Here is a 19132-nt window from a genome sequence, read left to right as displayed (position 1 = left end):
CGACGAGACCGCGACATCATGTCGCGGTTTCGCCGGTGGGGTGCGGTCTCGCCGTTCGCCGGTTCATCGTGTGCCGCCTGCGCGGTCGGCGACGAGCCTGCCGACGCGGCGGACGTCGTCGGCCGTCCAGTCCAGCGCCGGATCGGCGGTCGTCATCTCCGCCAGCGCGCCGCCCCCCTCCTCCGCCCACCATCCGTGCAGGAAGCGCCATCCGGTGGTCTCTGTGACCTCCAGCACCGCGCGGTTCATGTCGGCTGCGCTCGCCTCGGCGCGGACGAAGAACTCGCGGGGCCGGGGAGCGGAGGGGAGCGGCCGCATCCCGACGTCGTCGAGAGCGCCGGCGATCACACCGGCGTGGGCCGTCCACATCGGTACGCGCGAGACGCGCTCATCGAGGCCGCGCAGCGCGCCGACGACCGCGGGCCAGGCCGAGAAGAGTTGCCCGCCGTAGCGGATCCGCCACGTGCGCGCGCGATCGATGAGCTCCGCGTCGCCCGCCAGGGCGGCCCCCGACATCGCTCCCGGCGCCTTGTACAGGGAGAGGTAGACCGAGTCGGCGAGTGCGGCGACCTCGGCGGTATCCCGTCGCCACACCGCCGCGGCGTCCCACAGGCGCGCGCCGTCGAGGTGCACGGCGGCGTCGGCCGCGCGGGCCGCCCCGACGGCGGCACGGAAGTCGGCCCACGGCGGCAGTTCGTATCCGAGGTCCTGGAAAGGCACCTCGAACACGACGGCCGCGGCACCTCGCGCGGCCGCCCCCGTCTCCTCGGCGGTGGCGTAGCGCGGTTCCTCCGTCGCGAACACGGGGGTCAATGCCGCGAGCGCGGTGACCGCGTCCTCCTCGTTCAGCAGGGTGTGGTGACGCGGATGCAGCACCACCCGCGTCGTGCCGGCCCGCTCCGCCCAGCAGCGGAGGGCGATCTGCTGCGCCATCGTGCCGGTGGGCAGCCACAGCGCATCCGGCATGCCGAGCATCGCGGCGATGCGCTCCTCCAGCTCGCGCATGACGCCATCTCCGTAGACGTCTCCGCGCCGGTCCAGGTCGGCGCTCCCCGCGGTCAGGCGCTCGAGCTGCTCGGTCATCGTGAGGGGCCGCTCGCCGGAGAGCAGGTGGTGGGCACGGCGACTCGCGTCCCACATGCGGCGGCGGTCGTCCGTCGAAGCGGTGTCGGTCATGCTCGCCGATTGTCCTCCGCGCGGGGTGGCCACGGAACCCCGCCGGGAGGCGAACCAGACTCCGCGAGACCGCATCGCACCGACGAGACCGCGACATGATGTCGTTGTTTCGCCGGTGGGGTGCGGTCTCGCCGTTCGCGGGCTTATCGCGGGCACCGCCCGCGGCGCCTGCGTCGTCAGAAAAGGGTGGGCGCGCTGGCGGGTGCGACCCGCGGCCGCGTCTCCTGCACCGGCCCGAGGCCCCGCAACGCGCCCGGATCGCCCTCGACCGGGCGCAGGGCGCGATCGGCGAGGCCTGGCACGGGCCGGCCGCGCGGATGGTCGTCCTCATCGCGCCCGTCCAGGCGATGCAGCCGCAGCAACGGCCGCACCCGGGTGGCGAGCCACTTCCGGTACCCCTTCGGTGCCTGCGACGAGACCCCGGGATACAGGCCGCGGTACGAGGAGACGAGCTCCGGATGCTCCCGCTCCAGCCATGCGAAGAACCACGGTTTCACGCCCGGGCGCAGATGCAGCGCGCCGTATACGACGCGGTCGGCTCCGGCTTCGCGGATGCGACGCAGCGCGTCGTCGAGCGCCGCGACCGAGTCGGTGAGATGGGGCAGGACCGGCATGAGGAAGACAGTCACCCGGAATCCCGCCTCGGTGGCCGCCTTCACGGTGTCCAGGCGTGCCTGCGCGGTCGGCGTCCCCGGTTCCATCGACTTCTGCAGCACATCGTCGAACACCGCGATCGACATGGCCAGCGAGACGCGCACCGACGCCGCCGCATCCGTGAGCAGCGGCAGATCGCGCCGCAGCAGCGAACCTTTGGTGAGGATCGAGAACGGCGTGCCCGACTCGGTCAGCGCCGATGCGATCTGCGGCATGATCCGATAGCGCCCCTCGGCGCGCTGGTACGGGTCGGTGTTGGTGCCGAGCATCACCGGGTCTCGCGTCCACGAGCCGCGCCGCAGCTCGGTGCGCAGCACGTCGGCGACGTTGACCTTGACCACGATCTGAGAGTCGAAATCGCTGCCGGCGTCCAGATCGAGGTACTCGTGGGTCCCGCGGGCGAAGCAGTACGTGCAGGCGTGGCTGCATCCGCGGTACGGATTCACCGTCCAGTCGAACGGCATGGCGGATGCGCCGGGCACGCGGTTCAGCGCCGTCTTGCACAGCACTTCGTGGAAGGTCATGCCGGCGAACTCCGGTGTCGTGACCGAGCGGACGAGGCCGTCCATCCGCTCCATGCCCGGGAGAGCGGACGGGTCGTCGACTCCCAGCTGCTGCCCTTGCCACCTCATCGTTCCATGGGAACAGACGTACGAATCTCTGTCAAGACGGTCGCACAGAGATTCGAAGCGTCGGCCGTGCGCTGACGCGCGAGGCGGCCTGGGGGACAATGGGAGCGTGACGGCACCCGACCCGCACACCCTGACGCGCCGCGCGCTTCGCGAGGCCGCGCAGCGGAGTGCCCGCACCCGCGTGACGGCGCCTGCGCAGCACGCACGCCGCCGGCGACCCGGGATGCGCGTCGTCGTGGCGCTCTCCGGAGCCCTCCTGCTCGCAACGGGCGCCGCCGCGGCGACCGGCGCCGCCCTCACCGCCCCGGCCCTGGCCGAACCGGCGGCGGCGCCGTCGAGCGCGGCCCCGCAGGAGACGGTGGAGGCGCTCATCCAGCCCATCCCGGCCGAAGGGCTTCCCACGCCCGTGATGTCGCCCGCGCCGACCGGCGGCACGACCGGAGGTGGGACGCTGTGCGAGGACCCCGCACTCGCCGCCGCCGTGGCAGCCGGCGACGACGCCGCGGCGATCGCGGCCGCCGGGGGTCCCGAGCTGTTCCGCTCCGCGGTGGCGACCGGGACGGCGCCGTGCATCCGGCTGGACGATCCGGCCCGCGTGTGGGTGGTCATCAACAAGCAGCGCCCCTACGTCCCCATCGACGTCGAGCCGAACCCGCTGCGCGCGCCCGAGGGCGTGCGCACCCTCGCCGACACCGCGCTGCGAGAGGATGCGGCATCCGCCCTGAGCGCGCTCGTCCAGGCGGCGGCCGGCGCCGGTGCGGGCGAGATCGCCGTGGAGAGCGCGTACCGCTCGTACGCGACGCAGCGCAGCACCTACGGGGGGCACGCCGCCGACCGCGGCGTGGAGGGCGCCGACCTCGTCAGCGCGCGGCCGGGCTTCAGCGAGCACCAGTCCGGCCTCACGGCGGATGTCGTCCCGTGCGACGGCTCGTGCGCGACGATCGACGACCTCGCCGGCTCCCCACAGGGGCGGTGGATCGCCGAGCACGCGTGGGAGTACGGCTGGATCGTGCGGTACGTCGAGGGCCGGACGGATGTGACCGGATACATGCCCGAGCCCTGGCACCTCCGGTACATCGGACCCGACCTCGCGCGCACGTACCACGAGGGCGGGTGGACCACCCTCGAGGAGTTCTTCGGCCTGCCTCCGGCCCCCGGCTACGCGCAGTAGGCCGGCATCTGGCGCCATCCCACAACGCGGCACCGGGTATCACCGTCGGTGGGATGCGGTTCCGACAGCGGACGTCCGGCGCGGCGGAGCGCTCCCTTAGAATCGCTCGGGCAGCACGGTCGATCGGCCGGAGCCCACAGCATCCACTCGGAGCAGAGAGGGAGTCGGCATGGACCGCGACATCTACGACGAAGACCACGAGGCGTTCCGCGACGTGGTGCGCGAATTCGTCAAGCGCTACGTCTCCAACCAGGCGCGCGAGCGCTGGGACGCCGAAGGGGAGATCGACCGCGAGACGATGCTCGCGGCGGGCCAGTCCGGCCTCATCGGCCTGTCGGTGCCGGAGGAGTTCGGCGGCGCGGGGATGCTGCAGGACTACCGCTTCCGCACGATCGTGATGGAGGAGGTCATCCGCGCCGGTGCCGGTTCGCTCGCCGGCGCCTTCGGCATCCAGGACGACCTCGCGGTGCCCTACCTCGCCCACTTCGGTACGCCGCAGCAGAAGCAGAAGTGGCTGCCCGGCATGGCGACCGGTGAGGTGATCGGCGCCCTCGCGATGACCGAGCCCGGCGCCGGCAGCGACCTGCGCGGCGTGACCACGACGGCGAAGAAGGTCGACGGCGGATACCTCGTCAATGGCGCCAAGACGTTCATCTCCAGCGGCAAGACCGCCGACCTCGTCGTCACCTTCGTCAAGACGGGCGAGGGCAACCGCCCGGATGCGTTCAGCCTGGTGCTCATCGAGAACGGCATGGCGGGCTTCGAGCACGGCAAGAAGCTGCACAAGATGGGCTTCCAGGGCCACGACACCGCGGAGCTGTCCTTCAGCGACGTCTTCGTGCCCGAGGAGAACCTCATCGGCGGTGAGGAGGGGCACGGCTTCATCCAGCTCATGCGCAACCTGCCGCTCGAGCGCCTCTCGATCGGTGTCGCCGCCGCCGCGGCCGCGGACGCCGGCCTCGCGTGGACGCTGGAGTACGTCAAGAGCCGCGAGGCGTTCGGCACGCCCGTCATCGACTTCCAGAACACGCGGTTCCGGCTCGCGGATGTCGCGACCACCGTCGACGTGCTCTGGGCGTACGTCGATCGCGCGATCGCCCTGTACGGCGAGGGCAAGCTCACGCCCGAGGAGGCCGCGAAGGTCAAGTTCTGGACGACCGAGCGCGAGGGCGAGGTCCTCGACACGTGCGTGCAGCTGCACGGCGGCTACGGGTACATCACGGAGTACCCCATCGCCCGGGCCTACCTCGACGCGCGCGTGCACCGCATCTACGGCGGCACGAACGAGATCATGCGCGAGATCGTCGGCCGCCAGCTCGCCGGGCGGCGCTGAGCCCAGCCGTCAGCGCGCAGAATTCAGGAGACACGCCGGGCCGGGGTGCTGTGGCGGCCGCCGGGGGCGCGGATCTCCTGAATTCTGCGCACACGGGTGCGCGCCGGGCGACCCCGGCGGGGGCCGGGTTACTGGGAGAGGTTTCCGGCGGAGCAGGTCTCCTGCGCGGCGGTGGAACCCGTCACGCTCGGGGGGAGGGCCACGGCGTCGGAGGGCGCAGTCGGAGTGGCCGTCGGCGTGGGTGCGGCCGTCTCCGTCGGCGGCGCGGACGGGTCGGTGGGCTCGGGGGTGACCTCGACGACGCCGTTGTTGGCGCCGACCTCGCCCGTCAGTTCGATCGGACGGTTCTCGGCCAGCGCCTGCCACAGCGGTGCGGCGGCGCTGTAGTTCGGGACCAGGCGGTCCTCGTCCGACGGCGCGGTGAGCGTCGGATACTGCACGAACACGATCTCCTCGAAGGGCACGTCCTTCACGGCCAGCGCGATCTGCACGAGGGTGAGCGGGTTGGTCAGGGTGGTGGACGGATCGACGTTGCGCAGCCCCGTCGCCGCCAGCCGGTAGAGCGTCGCGGGGTCGGAGAGCACCTCGTCGCTCACGAGCTTGCGGGCCAGGCGCGACATGTACTGCTGCTGGTTGCTGACCCGCGCGAGGTCGCTGCCGCCCACGCCGTAGCGGGTGCGCAGGAACTGCAGCGCCTCGATCCCCGCGACGGTGCGCGGCCCCGCGGGCCAGTCGATGCCGGTCTCGCGGTCGCGCATGCCCCGCGCGAGGCACACCTCCACGCCCCCGACGGCATCGGTGATCTCGATGACGCCACCGAAGGTCACCGTCGCGGCGAAGGGGATCTCCTGGTCGCTGAGGTCGGCGACGGTGTTCGCGATGCAGTTGAGTCCGCCGATGGAGTACAGCTCGTTGATCTGGACCGTCCCGCCGCTCCAGCGCGACCCGTCGGTGCGGGTGCAGCCGGGTGCCTGCAGGATGAGGTCGCGGGGGAACGACACCACCGTCACGCGCCGGGGAGTGTCGGAGATGTGCAGCAGGATGTTGACGTCGTTGAGCCGGCTCGCGGCATCCTTCCCGGTGCACCGGCTGCCGAAGAAGTGGGCGTATTCCGGTTCGCACTCGTCGATGCCGGTGACCAGGAGGTTCACCCCGCCCTCGATCGCCCCGATGTCCGGCGGCGGTGACGGCTGGTCCTCCAGCTCGACGGCGTCTTCGGTGAAGCTCGCGGCCAGGTCGTACGTCGCGTACGCGACGGTGCCGGCGGCGGCCACGAGTACGACCGCCACGGCGACGGCGACCAGGGTCAGCAGCTGCCCGGCGATGCTGGGCGAGCCCAGGCGGGCGTGCCGGGCCACGGTTCTGCGTCGCCGTGCCATGGCGTCTCCCCTCCGCGCCCGGTCGAGGCGTTGGGCCGATTCTAGGGAATGTCTAGCCGGATGCTGCGGCGCGGGGCCGTCAGGCGCCCCACGCGCGCACCACCCAGAACAGCGCGACGGTGACCACCCAGAACCCCGCGACGAACGCGGCGTCGCGGGTGCGGAAGGGCACGAGGTGGCGTTCGGTGCGCTCGGGGTACGCGCCGAACGCGCGCGCATCCATCGCGAGGGCCACGCGCTCGGCGTGACGGATGGCGCCCGCCAGCAGCGGCACCATGTAGCCGACCCATCGGGCGATGGCGGCGAAGGGTCCTCGGCCGCCGTGGGCCCCGCGGACGCGATGAGCCTGGCGGATGACGTCCAGCTCGTACCCGAACCGCGGCACGAAGCGGAACGCGGCGAGGGCGGTGTAGCCGATGCGGTACGGCACACGCAGCTGCTGGACGAGGGCGCGGACGAGGTCCGGCCCCGTCGTGGTCATCCCGCCGATGAGGGCGAGGACGAGGATGGCGGCCAGTCGCAGCGCGGTGGAGAACCCGCTCTCCACAGCGCCGGCGTACCACGTCCATCCGCCCAGCTGCACGAGGACGGCGGTGTCGTCGACGCGGCTCGCATCCGCCCACAGCGAGAACGCCACGCCGACCGCCGCCACCCCCACCGGCACGACAACGCCCAGCGCCATGCCCAGGCGCCGCGTCCACGGGGCGCCCACCACCAGCACCGCGTACCCCAGCACAAGGAAGGTCAGCGGGGTGATCACATCACGGGCGAAGAGCACGAGCACGATCGCCGGCAGCGGCGCCGCGAGCTTGGCGAGGGGATTGAGGCGCGGCAGGAACCGCAGCCGCCCCGTCGCGAGGGGGGCGGCGTACGGGTCGACGCGCGCGCTCATCCGCTGCCGCCCGGGAGGTCGGCGAGGCGTGCCACGGCGGACAGCTCCGGATGCTGCGCGAGTGCGTGCAGCGCGGCCCGCAGCGGCGGCGGCCGGAGACCCGCGCGCGTGAGGAGGGCGTCATCGGCGAAGACCTCGGCGGTGGGGGCGGCGGCGAGTACACGTCCGCCGGCGAGCACGACGGCATGATCGGCGTGCTCGGCCACGAGCTGCATGTCGTGAGTGACGACGATGATCGTCGTGCCCTCGCGGCGCAGGCCGTCCAGCAGCGTCAGGAGCTCGTCGGCCCGCGCGCGATCCTGACCGAAGGTGGGCTCGTCGAGCACCAGGATCCGCGCACCGCCCACGAGCGCGGTGCCCACCGACAGTCGCCGCTTCTGCCCGCCGGAGAGGAGGAACGGATGCGTCCCGGCGTATCGGGTGAGGCCGAATCGCTCGAGGATCTCGTCCGTGCGGGCGCGGACGACGTCGTCGGCCAGCCGCTGCATCCGCAGGCCGTGGGCGATCTCGTCGAAGACGGTGTGCGCGATGAACTGGTGCTCGGGGTTCTGGAAGACGAAGCCGACGCGCCGCGACAGGGTGTGGGCGTCGGCGGAGTGCACGTCGAGTCCATCGAGCCGCACCGTGCCGCGTGGCGGGCGCAGCACCCCGGCGACGGCCTGCACGAGCGTCGTCTTGCCGGCGCCGTTGGCCCCCACGACGGCGACGAACGCGCCCGCCGCGACGTCGAGGTCGACGCCGTCCAGGACGGTGGTGCGGGCCGCCCCGCGCCCGCGGGTCAGGGTGAGCCCCCGCACGCGCACGATCGGCTCGCCTCCGGATGCGGCCGGCCGCCCGCGTCCGGCCGCCTCGGACGCCGCCGCCGGCGGCGGCGTCCGCTCGAGCGCGGCGCGCAGTTCGCCGGGGGTGAGGGGGAGCGGATCGATGGCGTACCCCGCGCGGCGCAGCCGCAGCGCCGCGAGGAGCGATGTCGGCAGCCACACCCCGATCGCCTGCAGCTCCTCCGCACGGCCGCGCAGGACGTCGTCGACGGATCCGTCGGCGACCAGTCGCCCGGCCCCATCGAGGACGACGACCCGGTCGACCAGGCCCACGGCGGCATCGAGGTTGTGCTCGACGAGGAGGATCGCCCGGTCGCCGGCGGCGACGACGTCGGCCAGCGCGGCGTACACCTCTTCGATCCCGCGCGGGTCGAGGTTCGCAGTGGGCTCGTCGAGCACGAGCAGGGGCGAGCCCATGGCGAGCGCCGCCGCGATCGCGAGGCGCTGCCGCCCTCCGCCGGAGAGCAGATCCGGGTTGTCGCCGCGTCGGTCCCACAGGCCCACGCGGCGCAGAGCCGCCTCGGCCCGCGTGAGCACGACGTCCACCGGCAGCCGCAGGTTCTCTGGGCCGAAGGCGACCTCGTCGAGCACGGTGCCGGTGACGATCTGGGCGTCGGGATCCTGGAACACCATTCCCACGCGCGTGCTCAACGTGGCCACCGGTGTGGTCGCCGCATCCATGCCGGCCACCTCGATCGAGCCCGTCACCGTCGCGGGGACGGCGTGGGGGATGAGGCCGTTCAGGGCGAGCGCGAGGGTGGACTTGCCCGAGCCGCTGGGCCCGAGCACCAGCACGACCTCGCCCGGTGACACGTCGAACCCGACGTCGGCGGGGGTCGCCACGTCGGCTCCGTCGTGGGTGATCGCCACGCCGCGCAGGCGCAGGAGCGGCGCGGCGGAGATCCCGGTCACCGCCGGGTCGCGGTGCGGGCGACGCCGGCGCGGCGCAGGCCCGTGCCCACGGCCAGTCCCACCGCGGTCCAGGCGACGGGTCCGAGCAGGAACAGCGCCACGAAGGCCACCTGCACCCACAGCTCGAAGCCGGCGACGCCGAACGCGAACCACATGGGCACGGCCAGCACGAGGCCCGTCACCGCTGCCGAGAGGAAGAAGCGCCACGGCTCCCAGTGGCGATAGCGGGTGAGAGCGGCGACCCCCTCCTGCACGCCGCCGAAGACGACCGCGGCCAGGATGTAGCCGGCGAGCATCGTCGGGGCGATCGCCGATCCCACGATCGCCGCGATCGCATGGGTGATGAGGGCGACCCACGGCTGGCGCAGCATCTCCTGCGCGATGACGCCGGGCAGGGCGTGGAATCCGAGCACGAGTCCGTACAGCGCGACGGCGCCCACGGCGGTGATGGCGTGCAGCACGGCCCAGCCGGCCGACAGCAGCCCCGTTGCGACACCGATCGCCGCGCAGATCAGCAGGACGCGCGTGGGGAGTCGGGATGCCGCGGCCACGCGTTCAGCGTACCCCTGGCCGCTGAGAGCCTGCCCGCCGCGGGCCGGGAGAATCCAGAGGCGATGTGACCATTGGCTGGTAGTGACCTGTGAGCTATGTTTGTGCAACGCGCGGCAGAGCTGTCACGCATTTCGCTCGATACATCCCCCCGTCTGGAGCGCATTATGGGTCGACCCCTGCGTTCGGTCGCTGTCGTGGCGGTTGCCGCGCTCCTGACCGGCCTGTCCGCCACCGCCAGTTACGGCGCCGTCGCCGCGGGGGAGGTGACCAGCCCCGTTCCCGTGGACGCCCCCAGCGGTCAGTACATCGTGCTGCTGGATGAGGCGCCGGCCGCGACCTACGACGGCGGCGTGTCCAACCTGCGCTCGACGCAGCCCGACGAGGGCGACAAGCTCGACGCGAGGGCACCCGAGGTGCAGGAGTACACCCAGTTCCTCGACGACCGCCAGCAGGAGGTCGCGGCAGAGGTGGGGGCCGACCGCGAGTACTCGTACACGCTGGCGGCCAACGGGTTCAGCGCGCAGCTGAGCGCGCAGCAGGCCGCGAAGCTGGCGGCCACCGAGGGCGTGGCCGCGGTGGTGCCCGACGAGATCCGTCACCCCGACGCAGTCCCTTCCACGGAGTTCCTCGGGCTCGAGGGCGAGGGCGGCGTGTGGGAAGCGGTCGGCGGACCGGATGCGGCGGGCGCCGGCACGGTCGTCGGCGTGATCGACACCGGCATCGCACCGGAGCATCCGTCGTTCGCCGGTGAGCCGCTGGGCACCTCGCCCGGCGCGGAGCCGTACCTCGACGGCAACGAGGTCGTCTTCGCCAAGAGCGACGGCACGACGTTCCGCAGCGAGCGCGTGACCGGAGAGGAGTGGGACGTCGACGACTACTCCACGAAGCTCATCGGCGCGAAGTACTTCAGCTCGGGTGCTGCCGCCGCGGGCTACGACTTCTCCGCCGACGTGCTGTCTCCGCGTGACGGGGACGGGCACGGATCGCACACCGCCGGCACCGCCGCCGGCAATCACGCCGTCGCCGCGAGCGTGGAGGGCATCGACTTCGAAGAGATCTCCGGCGTGGCGCCGGGGGCCAAGGTCGCCGCCTACAAGGCGTGCTACTCCGGTCCCGACCCGCTGGTCAACACCGACGACATCTGCGCCCTGAGCGACCTGCTCGCCGCCATCAACGCCGCCGTGGCGGACGGCGTCGACGTCATCAACTACTCCATCGGCGGTGGAGCGGCCACCACGACCTTCTCCACCGAGGACCGCGCGTTCTTCAACGCCGCCGCCGCCGGGATCTTCGTGTCCGTCAGCGCCGGCAACGCCGGGCCGGGAGCAGCGACCGCCGACCACGCGTCGCCGTGGTACACCACGGTCGCCGCATCCACCGTCCCCACCTACGAGGGCACGGTGCAGCTGCCCAACGGCTTCGAGGCCGCGGGCGCATCGGTGTCGGTGCCGTCCGGCGAGGAGGTCACCGGTCCGGTCGTGTACGGCGGCGACATCGTCGCGGACGGCGCCGATCCCGCGCAGGCGGCGCTGTGCTACATCGGGGCGCTCGATCCGGCCGAGGCGGAGGGCAGGATCGTCGTGTGCGACCGGGGCGAGAACGCCCGCATCGAGAAGTCGCAGGCCGTCGAGGAGGCGGGCGGGATCGGCATGATCCTCGTCAACGTCACGCCGTCTTCGCTGGACAACGACTTCCACTCGGTGCCGACCGTGCACATCGCCGACACCTTCCGTGCCGCGCTGCTCGAGTACGTGCGGAACACTCCGGATGCCACGGCCACCCTGATCGGTGAGAACGTCACGGGGGTGGAGACCCCGACCCCCGTGATCGCGGGCTTCTCCAGCCGCGGGCCGATGCTCGCCGACGGCAGCGACATCCTCAAGCCCGACCTCACCGCCCCCGGCGTGGCGATCCTCGCCGCGACGCAGAACCGCGCGGGCGAAGACCCCACGTTCGGCTTCAAGTCGGGCACGTCCATGTCGGCCCCGCACATCGCCGGGCTCGCCGCGCTGTACCTCGGGGAGCGTCCGAACGCGACGCCCGCCGAGATCAAGTCGGCGATGATGACCACCGCGTACGACACCGTGAACGACGACGGCTCCACGGCCACCGACCCGTTCGCGCAGGGCGCCGGTCACGTCGACCCGACCCGGTTCTTCGAGCCGGGGCTGCTCTACCTGAACGGTCCCGACGACTGGGCGGCGTACCTGCAGGGCAAGGGCCTGTACGACTTCGGCGTGGAGCCAATCGACGGCAGCGACCTCAACCTCGCCTCCATCGCGATCGGATCGCTCTCCACGCCGCAGACGGTGACGCGCACGGTGACCGCGACGCAGGCGGGCACCTTCACCGCATCCATCGACGTACCGGGCATCGACGCGGTCGTCGAGCCGGCCTCGCTGACCTTCGGTGCGGCCGGGGAGACCCAGTCGTACACGGTGACGTTCACGCGCAACGGCGCTCCCGCGGAGGAGTGGACGAGCGGACGGCTGACCTGGACCAGCGGGGAGACCACGGTGCGCTCGCCCATCGTCATCCAGCCGGTGACGGCGGATGCTCCGGCCGAGGTGTCGGGCACCGGGATCGACGGCAGCACCGACGTGACCATCACGCCGGGGATCACGGGCGATCTGCCGGTGAACCTCAGTGGCCTGGCGCCGATGGAGCTCTTGGCCGATCCGGACAACCCCGTCGACGGCCACACCGGCGATGAGAATTCCGGTGCCGACAGCGAAGGGTATGTGAGCTGGATCGTGGAGGTGCCCGAGGGTACCGCCCTGTCGCGGTTCACGCTGGACTCCTCCGACGACGAGACCAGCGACCTCGACCTGGCGGTGTACCGCGTCGTCAGCCCCGACGATCTGCGCTACTACGAGGTGTGGCAGTCGGCGACGGGCGCGGCGGACGAGCAGGTGACGCTGCAGGAGCCGACGGCGGGCACGTACCTCATCGAGGCGAACGTGTTCTCCTTCACCGACCCCTTCACGTGGGACCTGTGGTTCGGCAACGTGCCGGCCGAAGGCGGCGAGGGGGCGCTGACGGCGACTCCCAACCCGATCCCCGCGGAACAGGGGGTCGAGACCACCTACGCACTGTCGTGGTCGGGCCTGCAGCCGCAGACGCGGTACCTCGGCGTCGCGCAGTACGCCGACTCGGCGGTGCGCACGGTGCTGACGGTCGACTCGGGTCAGGCGGCGCCGGCGGCCACGGAGGCGCCGACGATCTCGGGCGACCCGCGCGTGGGCAAGACGCTCACCGCGACGCCGGGAACGTGGGAGCCGGCGGAGGTCGAGGTCGCCTACCAGTGGCTGCGCGACGGTCAGCCCATCGAGGGCGCCACCGCGCAGACGTACAAGGTGACCAGGGCCGACGTGGGCACGACCCTCTCGGTGCGGGTGACGGCCACCGCCGCCGGCAACCCCACCCCAGGGGTAGCCGACAGCGCCGGGGTCTTCGTGAAGTTCACGTCGCAGACCAAGGTCACGCTCAACCGCTACGTGGGCACGTCGTCCCAGGACTACGCGGTCACCGTCGCCGTCACCCCCTCCGGCGGCGAGGCGGCCACCGGTGAGGTCGAGGTGTGGGTGAACGGCCGGTCCTACACCGGTGCGCTCGCCGAGGGCACCGTGACGATCCCGCTGCCCGCGCAGTCCCGCGGGGTCAAGGTCGTGATCGCGCAGTACGACGGCAGCGACACCGTCGCGTCGTCCACGGGGGTGAGCGGATTCCTCGTGTTCCGCTGATCCGTCGCATCTGAGGGCGTCCGGGCTCCGGCTCGGGCGCCCTCGCGCGCTCCCCGCTGACCGGGGCTCCCGCTCCATCCCGGGTTCATCAGTCCCTGGTTCCGCAGACGCGGCGGGCCCTAAGAACGGGATATGGACACGGGAACAGGCGACACCGAGCACCGATCGGCAGCGGAGGTCGCAGCCCTGCAGCGCGAGTGGATCTTCGGCTGGGACCGCGTCGAGGGTGACCCCCTGCGCGCCTTCGCCGACGCGTTCTGGCCGACCTTCTCGGGGCCGGACGGATGCGTCGGGGTGGCACATCCTCCGCGACCAGACGGCCATCTACCCGATCTCCCAGGCGGAGGCCGACTCCTCCTTCGGGTAGGGCTCAGGGGTGTTCGGGGTTCTTCCGCTTCCATCGATGTCGGTCGACCGAGACGCCGGCTCTGTCTGGTTGACTGAGGGCGACCTGGTGCCACGGCAAGCGGGGAGATGTCGGGATGTCGTTCTGGATCTGCGCCACCTGTGCGGTGGAGCATGCCGCGCGTCCCGAGGTGTGCGCGATCTGCGCCGATGAGCGTCAATGGGTGCCGGCGAGCGGTCAGCGCTGGCTGACGCTGGAGGAGATGACGGAAGCCGGCTACCAGACCGCGATCGCCGAGCTCGAGCCCGATCTGTGGGGCATCCGCAGCTCTCCGGAAGCCGGCATCGGCCAGCTCTCCAAACTCGTTCGAACCGAAGAGGGATGTCTGCTGTTCGACCCTCTCGGGTTCATCGACGAGGCGGCGGTGCGCAGCATCCGGGACATCGGCCCGGTCGTGGCGATCGTGGCCAGCCACCCGCACATGTACGGCGTGCAGCTGGAGTGGAGCCGGATGCTGGGAGGCGTGCCGGTGCTCGTGGCGGAGAAGGACCGCTCGTGGCTGGCACGGCCGGGCGCGGCGATCCGGTTCTGGTCCGACGACATCGAGATCCTGCCCGGGGTGACGCTCACGCAGCCGGGCGGACATTTCCCCGGGAGCGCGGTCGCCCATTGGGTGGCGGGAGCGGAGGGCAGGGGAGTGCTCCTGTCCAGCGACACCATCTTCGCGAATCCCGACCGGGCCAGCGTGAGCTTCATGCGCAGCTTCCCCAACCGGCTGCCGCTCTCGGGTGCGGTCGTGGACCGCGTCGCGCGACACGTCGAGCGCTTCGCGTTCGATCGGCTCTACGGGAACTTCGACAACGTCATCCCGGCCGACGCCCGCGAGATCGTCCGCCGGTCAGCGGACCGCCACACCGCGTGGGTGCGCGGCGATTTCGATCACCTGACCTGAGGCGTGCCGACCGTCAGGCGGCGACTCCGTCGGCTCACGTCAACGCATCCAGCCTACGCTGCAGCCCCGCCCGTTCCGCCGCGTTCTCGGTGAGATCGATGGCCGTGCGGTAGGCCTGCCGGGCCTCCTCGGCGCGGCCCGCCCGCCGGAGAAGATCGGCGTGCGCGGCGGCGACATACGGGTAGACCTGCGCGATCGGATCGGCGATCAGCGGGGCGAGTGCCTGCAGTCCCGCCTCGGGTCCGTCGCGAAACCCGACCGCGACCGCGCGGTTCAGGCCGACCACGGGCGAGGGCCATTGCTGAGCCAGGAGATCGTAGAGGTCGACGATCTCCGCCCAGTCGGTGCTCTGCCACTCTCCGGCCTGTGCATGCACCGCCGCGATCGCCGCCTCCAGTCCGTATCGCGTGGGGCGGCTCCGCAGGCTCCGGCGCACGAGCGTCGCGCCCTCCGCGATCATGGCGCGGTCCCAGCGAGACCGGTCCTGTTCGGGCAGGGCGACCGGCTCGCCCGTGGCCGCGACGCGCGTGCCCCGCCTCGCCGACGTGAGCAGCATGAGGGCGAGCATCGCCGCCACCCGGGCGTCGTGCGGCATCAGGTCGTGCAGGAGCCGGGCCAGGCGGAGCGCAGTGTCGGCGAGATCGTCGCGTACCGCGGATGCTCCGGATGGTGCCGCGTGCCCCGTCGTGAACACGAGGTAGACGACCTGGAGGACGGCGTCCAGCCGCTCCGGGAGCCGGTCGTCGTCGGGGATGCGGAACGGGATACGCGCGACGGCGATCTTCTTCTTCGCCCTCGTGATGCGCGCCGCCATCGTCGGCTGCGGTACGAGGAAGGCGCGGGCCACCTCCGACGTGGACAGGCCGCAGACCAGCCGGAGCGTCAGCGCGACCTGCGCAGGGCGATCCAGTGCCGGGTGGCAGCAGGTCAGGATCAGCCGCAGCCGGTCGTCGTCCACGCCCGTCCCCGCCCGGTCGCCCGGGTCTCCGCGGGCTGTGCTCTGGTCCATCACCAGCAGCGGCAGGAGGCGGGCCGCGCGTCCCTTGCGGCGGAGCACGTCGAGCGCGTGGTTGCGCGCGACGGTCGTGAGCCATGCCCCCGGCCGGTCGGGGACGCCGGTCGCCGACCAGCGGGTCAGCGCCGACGCGAACGCCTCCTGCGCGCAGTCCTCCGCCAGATCGAGGTCGCGCGTGACACGCGCGACGCTCGCAACCACGGTTGGCCACTCCTGCCGGTACGCCGCCGTCACCGCATCGGCGACGGCGGCGGACCCCGACTCAGGGGGCATCGACGACGGGCCGGATCTCCACGCCCGCGGAATAGGGCGCCGCCGTCTCCGGGAGCAGCGCGGCCAGCTCGATCGCGGCATCCAGGTCGGGCGCGTCGACCAGGTAGTAGCCGCCGACCACCTCCTTCGTCTCCAAGAACGGTCCGTCGGTGACCTCCGGCTGACCGCCCCCGCGCGAGCGCACCGCGGTCGCCGTGCTGGCCGGAGCCAGCTCGTGGCCCGCGAGAATCGCTCCGGCCGCCGTCTGCGCGAACCGGCGGTGACCGTCGTCGATGCGACGGCGCTCGGCGGGCGGGATGTCCTCCCAACTCTCCCGGTCGCCCGTGATCAGCAGCATGTACGTCGCCATGTCCTCCTCCTTCGCGTCGTGCGGACGGGAAAGGAGTCCGCTCACTTCACCGACGAACCGCGATCCGCCCGAATCGACAGGATCACCGTCTCTTCCGAGTGTGTGCGCGATACCGGGCGGCTGTCGATCCCCGGTGGCCGGCGAACGTCGGCCTTGCAGGGCAGGAGACAGGAAGGACTGCACGATGATGCATCGCGAACGGCCGGGAGGAATCGGGGTCGGGACGTCGAGAGCGGCGTGGCAGGCACGCGCGGTCTTCTTCCTGAACGGCCTCGTGTGCGCCAGTTACATCGCCTCGCTTCCGGCGCTGAAGGGGGTGTTCCGGCTGGATGACGGTGCATTGGGCGGGGTCGGCTTCGCCTTCGCCTTCGCCGCGCTCGTGGGGATGCAGGCGATGGGTCCCCTGACCGCGGCCGTGGGCGCCGGAACCGTCCTGCGAGTCTCGCTCGCCGCCCTGCCGCTGCTGCTGATCGCCCTCCCGTCGGCTCGCGGGCTCGGGGGCCTGCTCGTGGCCGTCGGCGCTTTCGGGGCCGTGCACGGCGCGACGGATGCGGCGATGAACGTCTACGCGGTCGGCATCGAACGCGCGCACGGTCGACGCCTGGTGAACTCGTGCCACGCCGCGTGGAGCGCGAGCGCGGTGGTGGCGTCGCTCGCGATGGGGGTGACCACCGCGGCCGGGCTGGACCTTCGCGTCCGCACGACTGTGGTGGCGGCGATCGCCCTCGCCGGCGGGATGGTCGTGGCGTCCACTCTCACGGCGGGTGATCCCGTCCGCCCCCGCCGCCGGGGCGTCCGGACACGGCGGGGGCGGTGGCCGCGCTCCCTGATTGTGTGGGGTCTTGCCGGGACGGTTCTGCTGCCGTTGCTCTTCAGCGCGGTCGGGCGCGCCGCATCCGATGACGCGGACTCGGGCCTGCTCGTCACCCGCTTCACCGGCTTCGTCTATACCGGGATCCTTCTCGGGCCCGCCGTGCTCGGGGTCGCCGCGGGCCGCGTCGGGATCGCCGTCGCGATGGGGATGCTCGTTCCGGTGCTGGCCGCGGTGACCATCGTGGCGGGGCGGGCGATGAGCAGCGTCCCGCACACGTGACCCGCTGCGCCCGCGATAGGGTGGAGGTGGCGCGTCGGGAAGTCTGGTCGACACCTCTTTCGTCGACTCTCAGGGATCCTCGTGACTCGTACCCCGCCCGTTCGCACCCCCGCCTGGCCCGGCTACGCCGAGGTCACCCGCGTGACCGCGCTCCTGCGCACCGAGGCCGTCGGCGGTGGCCTACTGGTGCTCGCCGCCGTGATCGCCATCGTGTGGGCCAACTCCCCCGTCGCCGACGGGTACTTCGCGCTGCGCGATCTGCGCATCGGATACGAGCCATGGCATCTGGAACTGAGCCTGGGGGCGTGGGCGGCCGATGGGCTGCTCGCCGTGTTCTTCTTCCTCGTGGGGCTCGAGCTCAAACGCGAAGTGGTGGTCGGAGACCTGCGCCGGTTCAGTACCGCGATCGTCCCCGTGACCGCCGCGGCGGGCGGCGTGATCGTGCCGGCGCTCATCTACCTCGCCATCGTCGGACCGCAGTCCTCGCTCGCGCAGGGGTGGGCGATCCCCACCGCCACCGACATCGCCTTCGCGGTGGCCGTGCTGGCGCTCGTGGGCTCGCACCTGCCGAGCCCGCTGCGGATCTTCCTGCTGACCCTGGCCGTCGTGGACGACCTCATCGCCATCGCGATCATCGCGATCTTCTACACCAGCGAGATCGAGGTCCTTCCCCTCGTGATCGCGGTGGCGGTCATCGCCGTCTACGGCGTCATCGCCCAGCGCTACCGCGCACTGTTCGCCGGGCGGCCCCTGGCGGCGTGGCTCGTGCTGCTGCCGATCGGGTTCGTCGCGTGGGCGTTCCTGCACGCCTCCGGGGTGCACGCGACCATCGCCGGGGTGGCGCTGGCCTTCACGATCCCGGTGCGCGCCTCCCGGCGCGACCGCGGCGAGGGCTCGCGACGCGACCTCGCCCAGGAGTTCGAGCACCGCTTCCGCCCGCTGTCCTCCGGGTTCGCGGTGCCGGTGTTCGCGTTCTTCGCCGCCGGGGTGGCCATCGGCGGCACCGACGGGATTGCGCGCGCGGTCACCGACCCCGTCACGATCGGCATCGTCGCGGCCCTCGTGCTGGGAAAGCCCATCGGCATCCTGCTGTCTGTGCGCCTGCTCACCCTCGTCGGCCGCGTCCGCCTGGACCCGGCGCTCCGGTGGGTGGATCTGCTCGGCGTGGGCCTGCTGGCTGGGATCGGCTTCACCGTCTCGCTCCTGATCGCAGAGCTGAGCTTCGGCGAAGGGTCGCTCCACAACGACGACGCCAAGATCGCGATCATGCTCGCGTCGGTGCTCGCGTCGCTGCTGGCCTCGAGCATCCTGCTCGTGCGCAACCGCCGCTACCGCCGCATCCACGAGGCCGAGCGCATCGACGACGACGGCGACGGCGTGCCCGACGTCTACCAGGCGCCGCTGCCGGAGAAGAAGCCGCGTCCGTCCCGCCGGGGCCGGAGCGAGTGAGCGGGCGCCGCCCGGATCAGCCGGAGCTCTCGGACGGGGATGCCGCGTCCTCGGGAGCGTCATCCGCCCAGTCCACGACGAGCCCCGCGACCTCGTTCTCCCGCAGGTAGTTCACGACGAAGGGGCACGTCGGGCGGACGGCGTCGCCGCGGCGGGCCAGATCCGCGAGCGCCTCGCCCACCAGGGTCGTCCCGAGCCCCCGGCCCTTGAACGCCGAGTCGACCTGGGTGTGCGGCAGTTCCACCGCACCTTCGTCGGAGGGCTCGAGCACGAGGAATCCGCCGAGGGTGTCGCCCACGTGGATCTCGTAGCGCGACTCGTCGTCGTTGCGCGTCACGGTGATGTCGTCGTCGGTCATCGGATTTCCTTCCGGTCGCTGTCCCCAACGTA

Annotated in this window: 15 protein-coding genes; 6 read left to right on the top strand and 9 right to left on the bottom strand. The window is 72.1% G+C overall.

Translation table 11 applies throughout. The features are described from left to right. Positions 1-63 precede the first annotated feature (63 nt). Both E4V99_RS05705 and E4V99_RS05700 read right to left on the bottom strand, forming a co-directional pair. On the bottom strand, positions 64-1176 hold the full coding sequence (locus E4V99_RS05705) for a beta-eliminating lyase-related protein (RefSeq protein ID WP_167758082.1): 1113 nt from the start codon (positions 1174-1176) through the stop codon (positions 64-66). A 176-nt stretch (positions 1177-1352) separates the two neighbouring features. After that, entirely contained in the window at positions 1353-2462 is a 1110-nt protein-coding gene (locus E4V99_RS05700) for an Rv2578c family radical SAM protein (RefSeq protein WP_135062623.1), read from the bottom strand. A gap of 106 nt (positions 2463-2568) precedes the next feature. Between E4V99_RS05700 and E4V99_RS05695 the strand changes: the two genes are divergently transcribed. Next, complete coding sequence (locus E4V99_RS05695) at positions 2569-3633, top strand: M15 family metallopeptidase (RefSeq protein ID WP_135062625.1); 1065 nt, start codon at positions 2569-2571, stop codon at positions 3631-3633. Between the two features lie 169 nt (positions 3634-3802). Continuing rightward, complete coding sequence (locus tag E4V99_RS05690; protein ID WP_135062627.1) at positions 3803-4966, top strand: acyl-CoA dehydrogenase family protein; 1164 nt, start codon at positions 3803-3805, stop codon at positions 4964-4966. 128 nt (positions 4967-5094) lie between these two features. Here E4V99_RS05690 and E4V99_RS05685 read toward each other — a convergent pair whose 3' ends face one another. From E4V99_RS05685 to E4V99_RS05670, 4 genes are all read right to left on the bottom strand, one after another. Then, on the bottom strand, positions 5095-6345 hold the full coding sequence (locus tag E4V99_RS05685; RefSeq protein ID WP_135062629.1) for an LCP family protein: 1251 nt from the start codon (positions 6343-6345) through the stop codon (positions 5095-5097). A gap of 79 nt (positions 6346-6424) precedes the next feature. After that, positions 6425-7237 carry an energy-coupling factor transporter transmembrane component T gene (locus tag E4V99_RS05680; RefSeq protein ID WP_135062631.1) on the bottom strand — a complete coding sequence of 271 codons (813 nt, stop codon included), beginning with the start codon at positions 7235-7237 and terminating at the stop codon, positions 6425-6427. After that, positions 7234-8970 (bottom strand): energy-coupling factor transporter ATPase, encoded by a 1737-nt coding sequence (locus E4V99_RS05675; protein ID WP_135062633.1) that lies wholly within the window; start codon positions 8968-8970, stop codon positions 7234-7236. Before E4V99_RS05675 ends, E4V99_RS05680 begins: the two co-directional genes overlap by 4 nt. Further along, complete coding sequence (locus E4V99_RS05670; RefSeq protein ID WP_135062635.1) at positions 8967-9521, bottom strand: ECF transporter S component; 555 nt, start codon at positions 9519-9521, stop codon at positions 8967-8969. The genes E4V99_RS05675 and E4V99_RS05670 overlap by 4 nt, the downstream gene beginning before the upstream one ends. Positions 9522-9686: 165 nt before the next feature. Between E4V99_RS05670 and E4V99_RS05665 the strand changes: the two genes are divergently transcribed. Then, positions 9687-13265, top strand: a complete 3579-nt coding sequence (locus tag E4V99_RS05665) for a S8 family serine peptidase (RefSeq protein WP_167758081.1) — start codon at positions 9687-9689, stop codon at positions 13263-13265. A gap of 482 nt (positions 13266-13747) precedes the next feature. Next, the gene (locus tag E4V99_RS05660) at positions 13748-14563 is read left to right on the top strand and encodes a hydrolase (RefSeq protein WP_135116644.1); all 816 of its coding nucleotides are present in this window, start codon (positions 13748-13750) and stop codon (positions 14561-14563) included. Positions 14564-14597: 34 nt separating this feature from the next. Here the strand turns inward: E4V99_RS05660 and E4V99_RS05655 are convergent, their stop codons facing one another. Next, positions 14598-15851: a sigma-70 family RNA polymerase sigma factor gene (locus tag E4V99_RS05655; protein ID WP_135116643.1), complete on the bottom strand. Its 1254-nt coding sequence runs from the start codon at positions 15849-15851 to the stop codon at positions 14598-14600. Then, the gene (locus tag E4V99_RS05650; protein ID WP_135062645.1) at positions 15841-16200 is read right to left on the bottom strand and encodes a YciI family protein; all 360 of its coding nucleotides are present in this window, start codon (positions 16198-16200) and stop codon (positions 15841-15843) included. The genes E4V99_RS05655 and E4V99_RS05650 overlap by 11 nt, the downstream gene beginning before the upstream one ends. Positions 16201-16384: 184 nt before the next feature. Here E4V99_RS05650 and E4V99_RS05645 point away from each other — a divergent pair, with 184 nt between their 5' ends. Together E4V99_RS05645 and nhaA are read left to right on the top strand one after the other, a co-directional pair. After that, complete coding sequence (locus E4V99_RS05645; protein WP_135116642.1) at positions 16385-17293, top strand: hypothetical protein; 909 nt, start codon at positions 16385-16387, stop codon at positions 17291-17293. Between the two features lie 81 nt (positions 17294-17374). Then, the gene (gene nhaA / locus E4V99_RS05640; protein WP_135116641.1) at positions 17375-18742 is read left to right on the top strand and encodes a Na+/H+ antiporter NhaA; all 1368 of its coding nucleotides are present in this window, start codon (positions 17375-17377) and stop codon (positions 18740-18742) included. A 16-nt stretch (positions 18743-18758) separates the two neighbouring features. On the opposite strand, the gene E4V99_RS05635 is transcribed toward nhaA, so the two are convergent. Next, positions 18759-19100, bottom strand: coding sequence for a GNAT family N-acetyltransferase (locus E4V99_RS05635; RefSeq protein WP_135062651.1), 342 nt, complete (start codon positions 19098-19100; stop codon positions 18759-18761). Between the last annotated feature and the right edge of the window lie 32 nt (positions 19101-19132).

Source organism: Microbacterium sp. dk485 (genome assembly GCF_004570445.1).
GTDB classification, from domain to species: Bacteria; Actinomycetota; Actinomycetes; order Actinomycetales; family Microbacteriaceae; genus Microbacterium; species Microbacterium wangchenii.
Note: the sequence above shows the minus strand (reverse complement) of the source record. Positions and strands in the feature narration are given on the sequence as shown.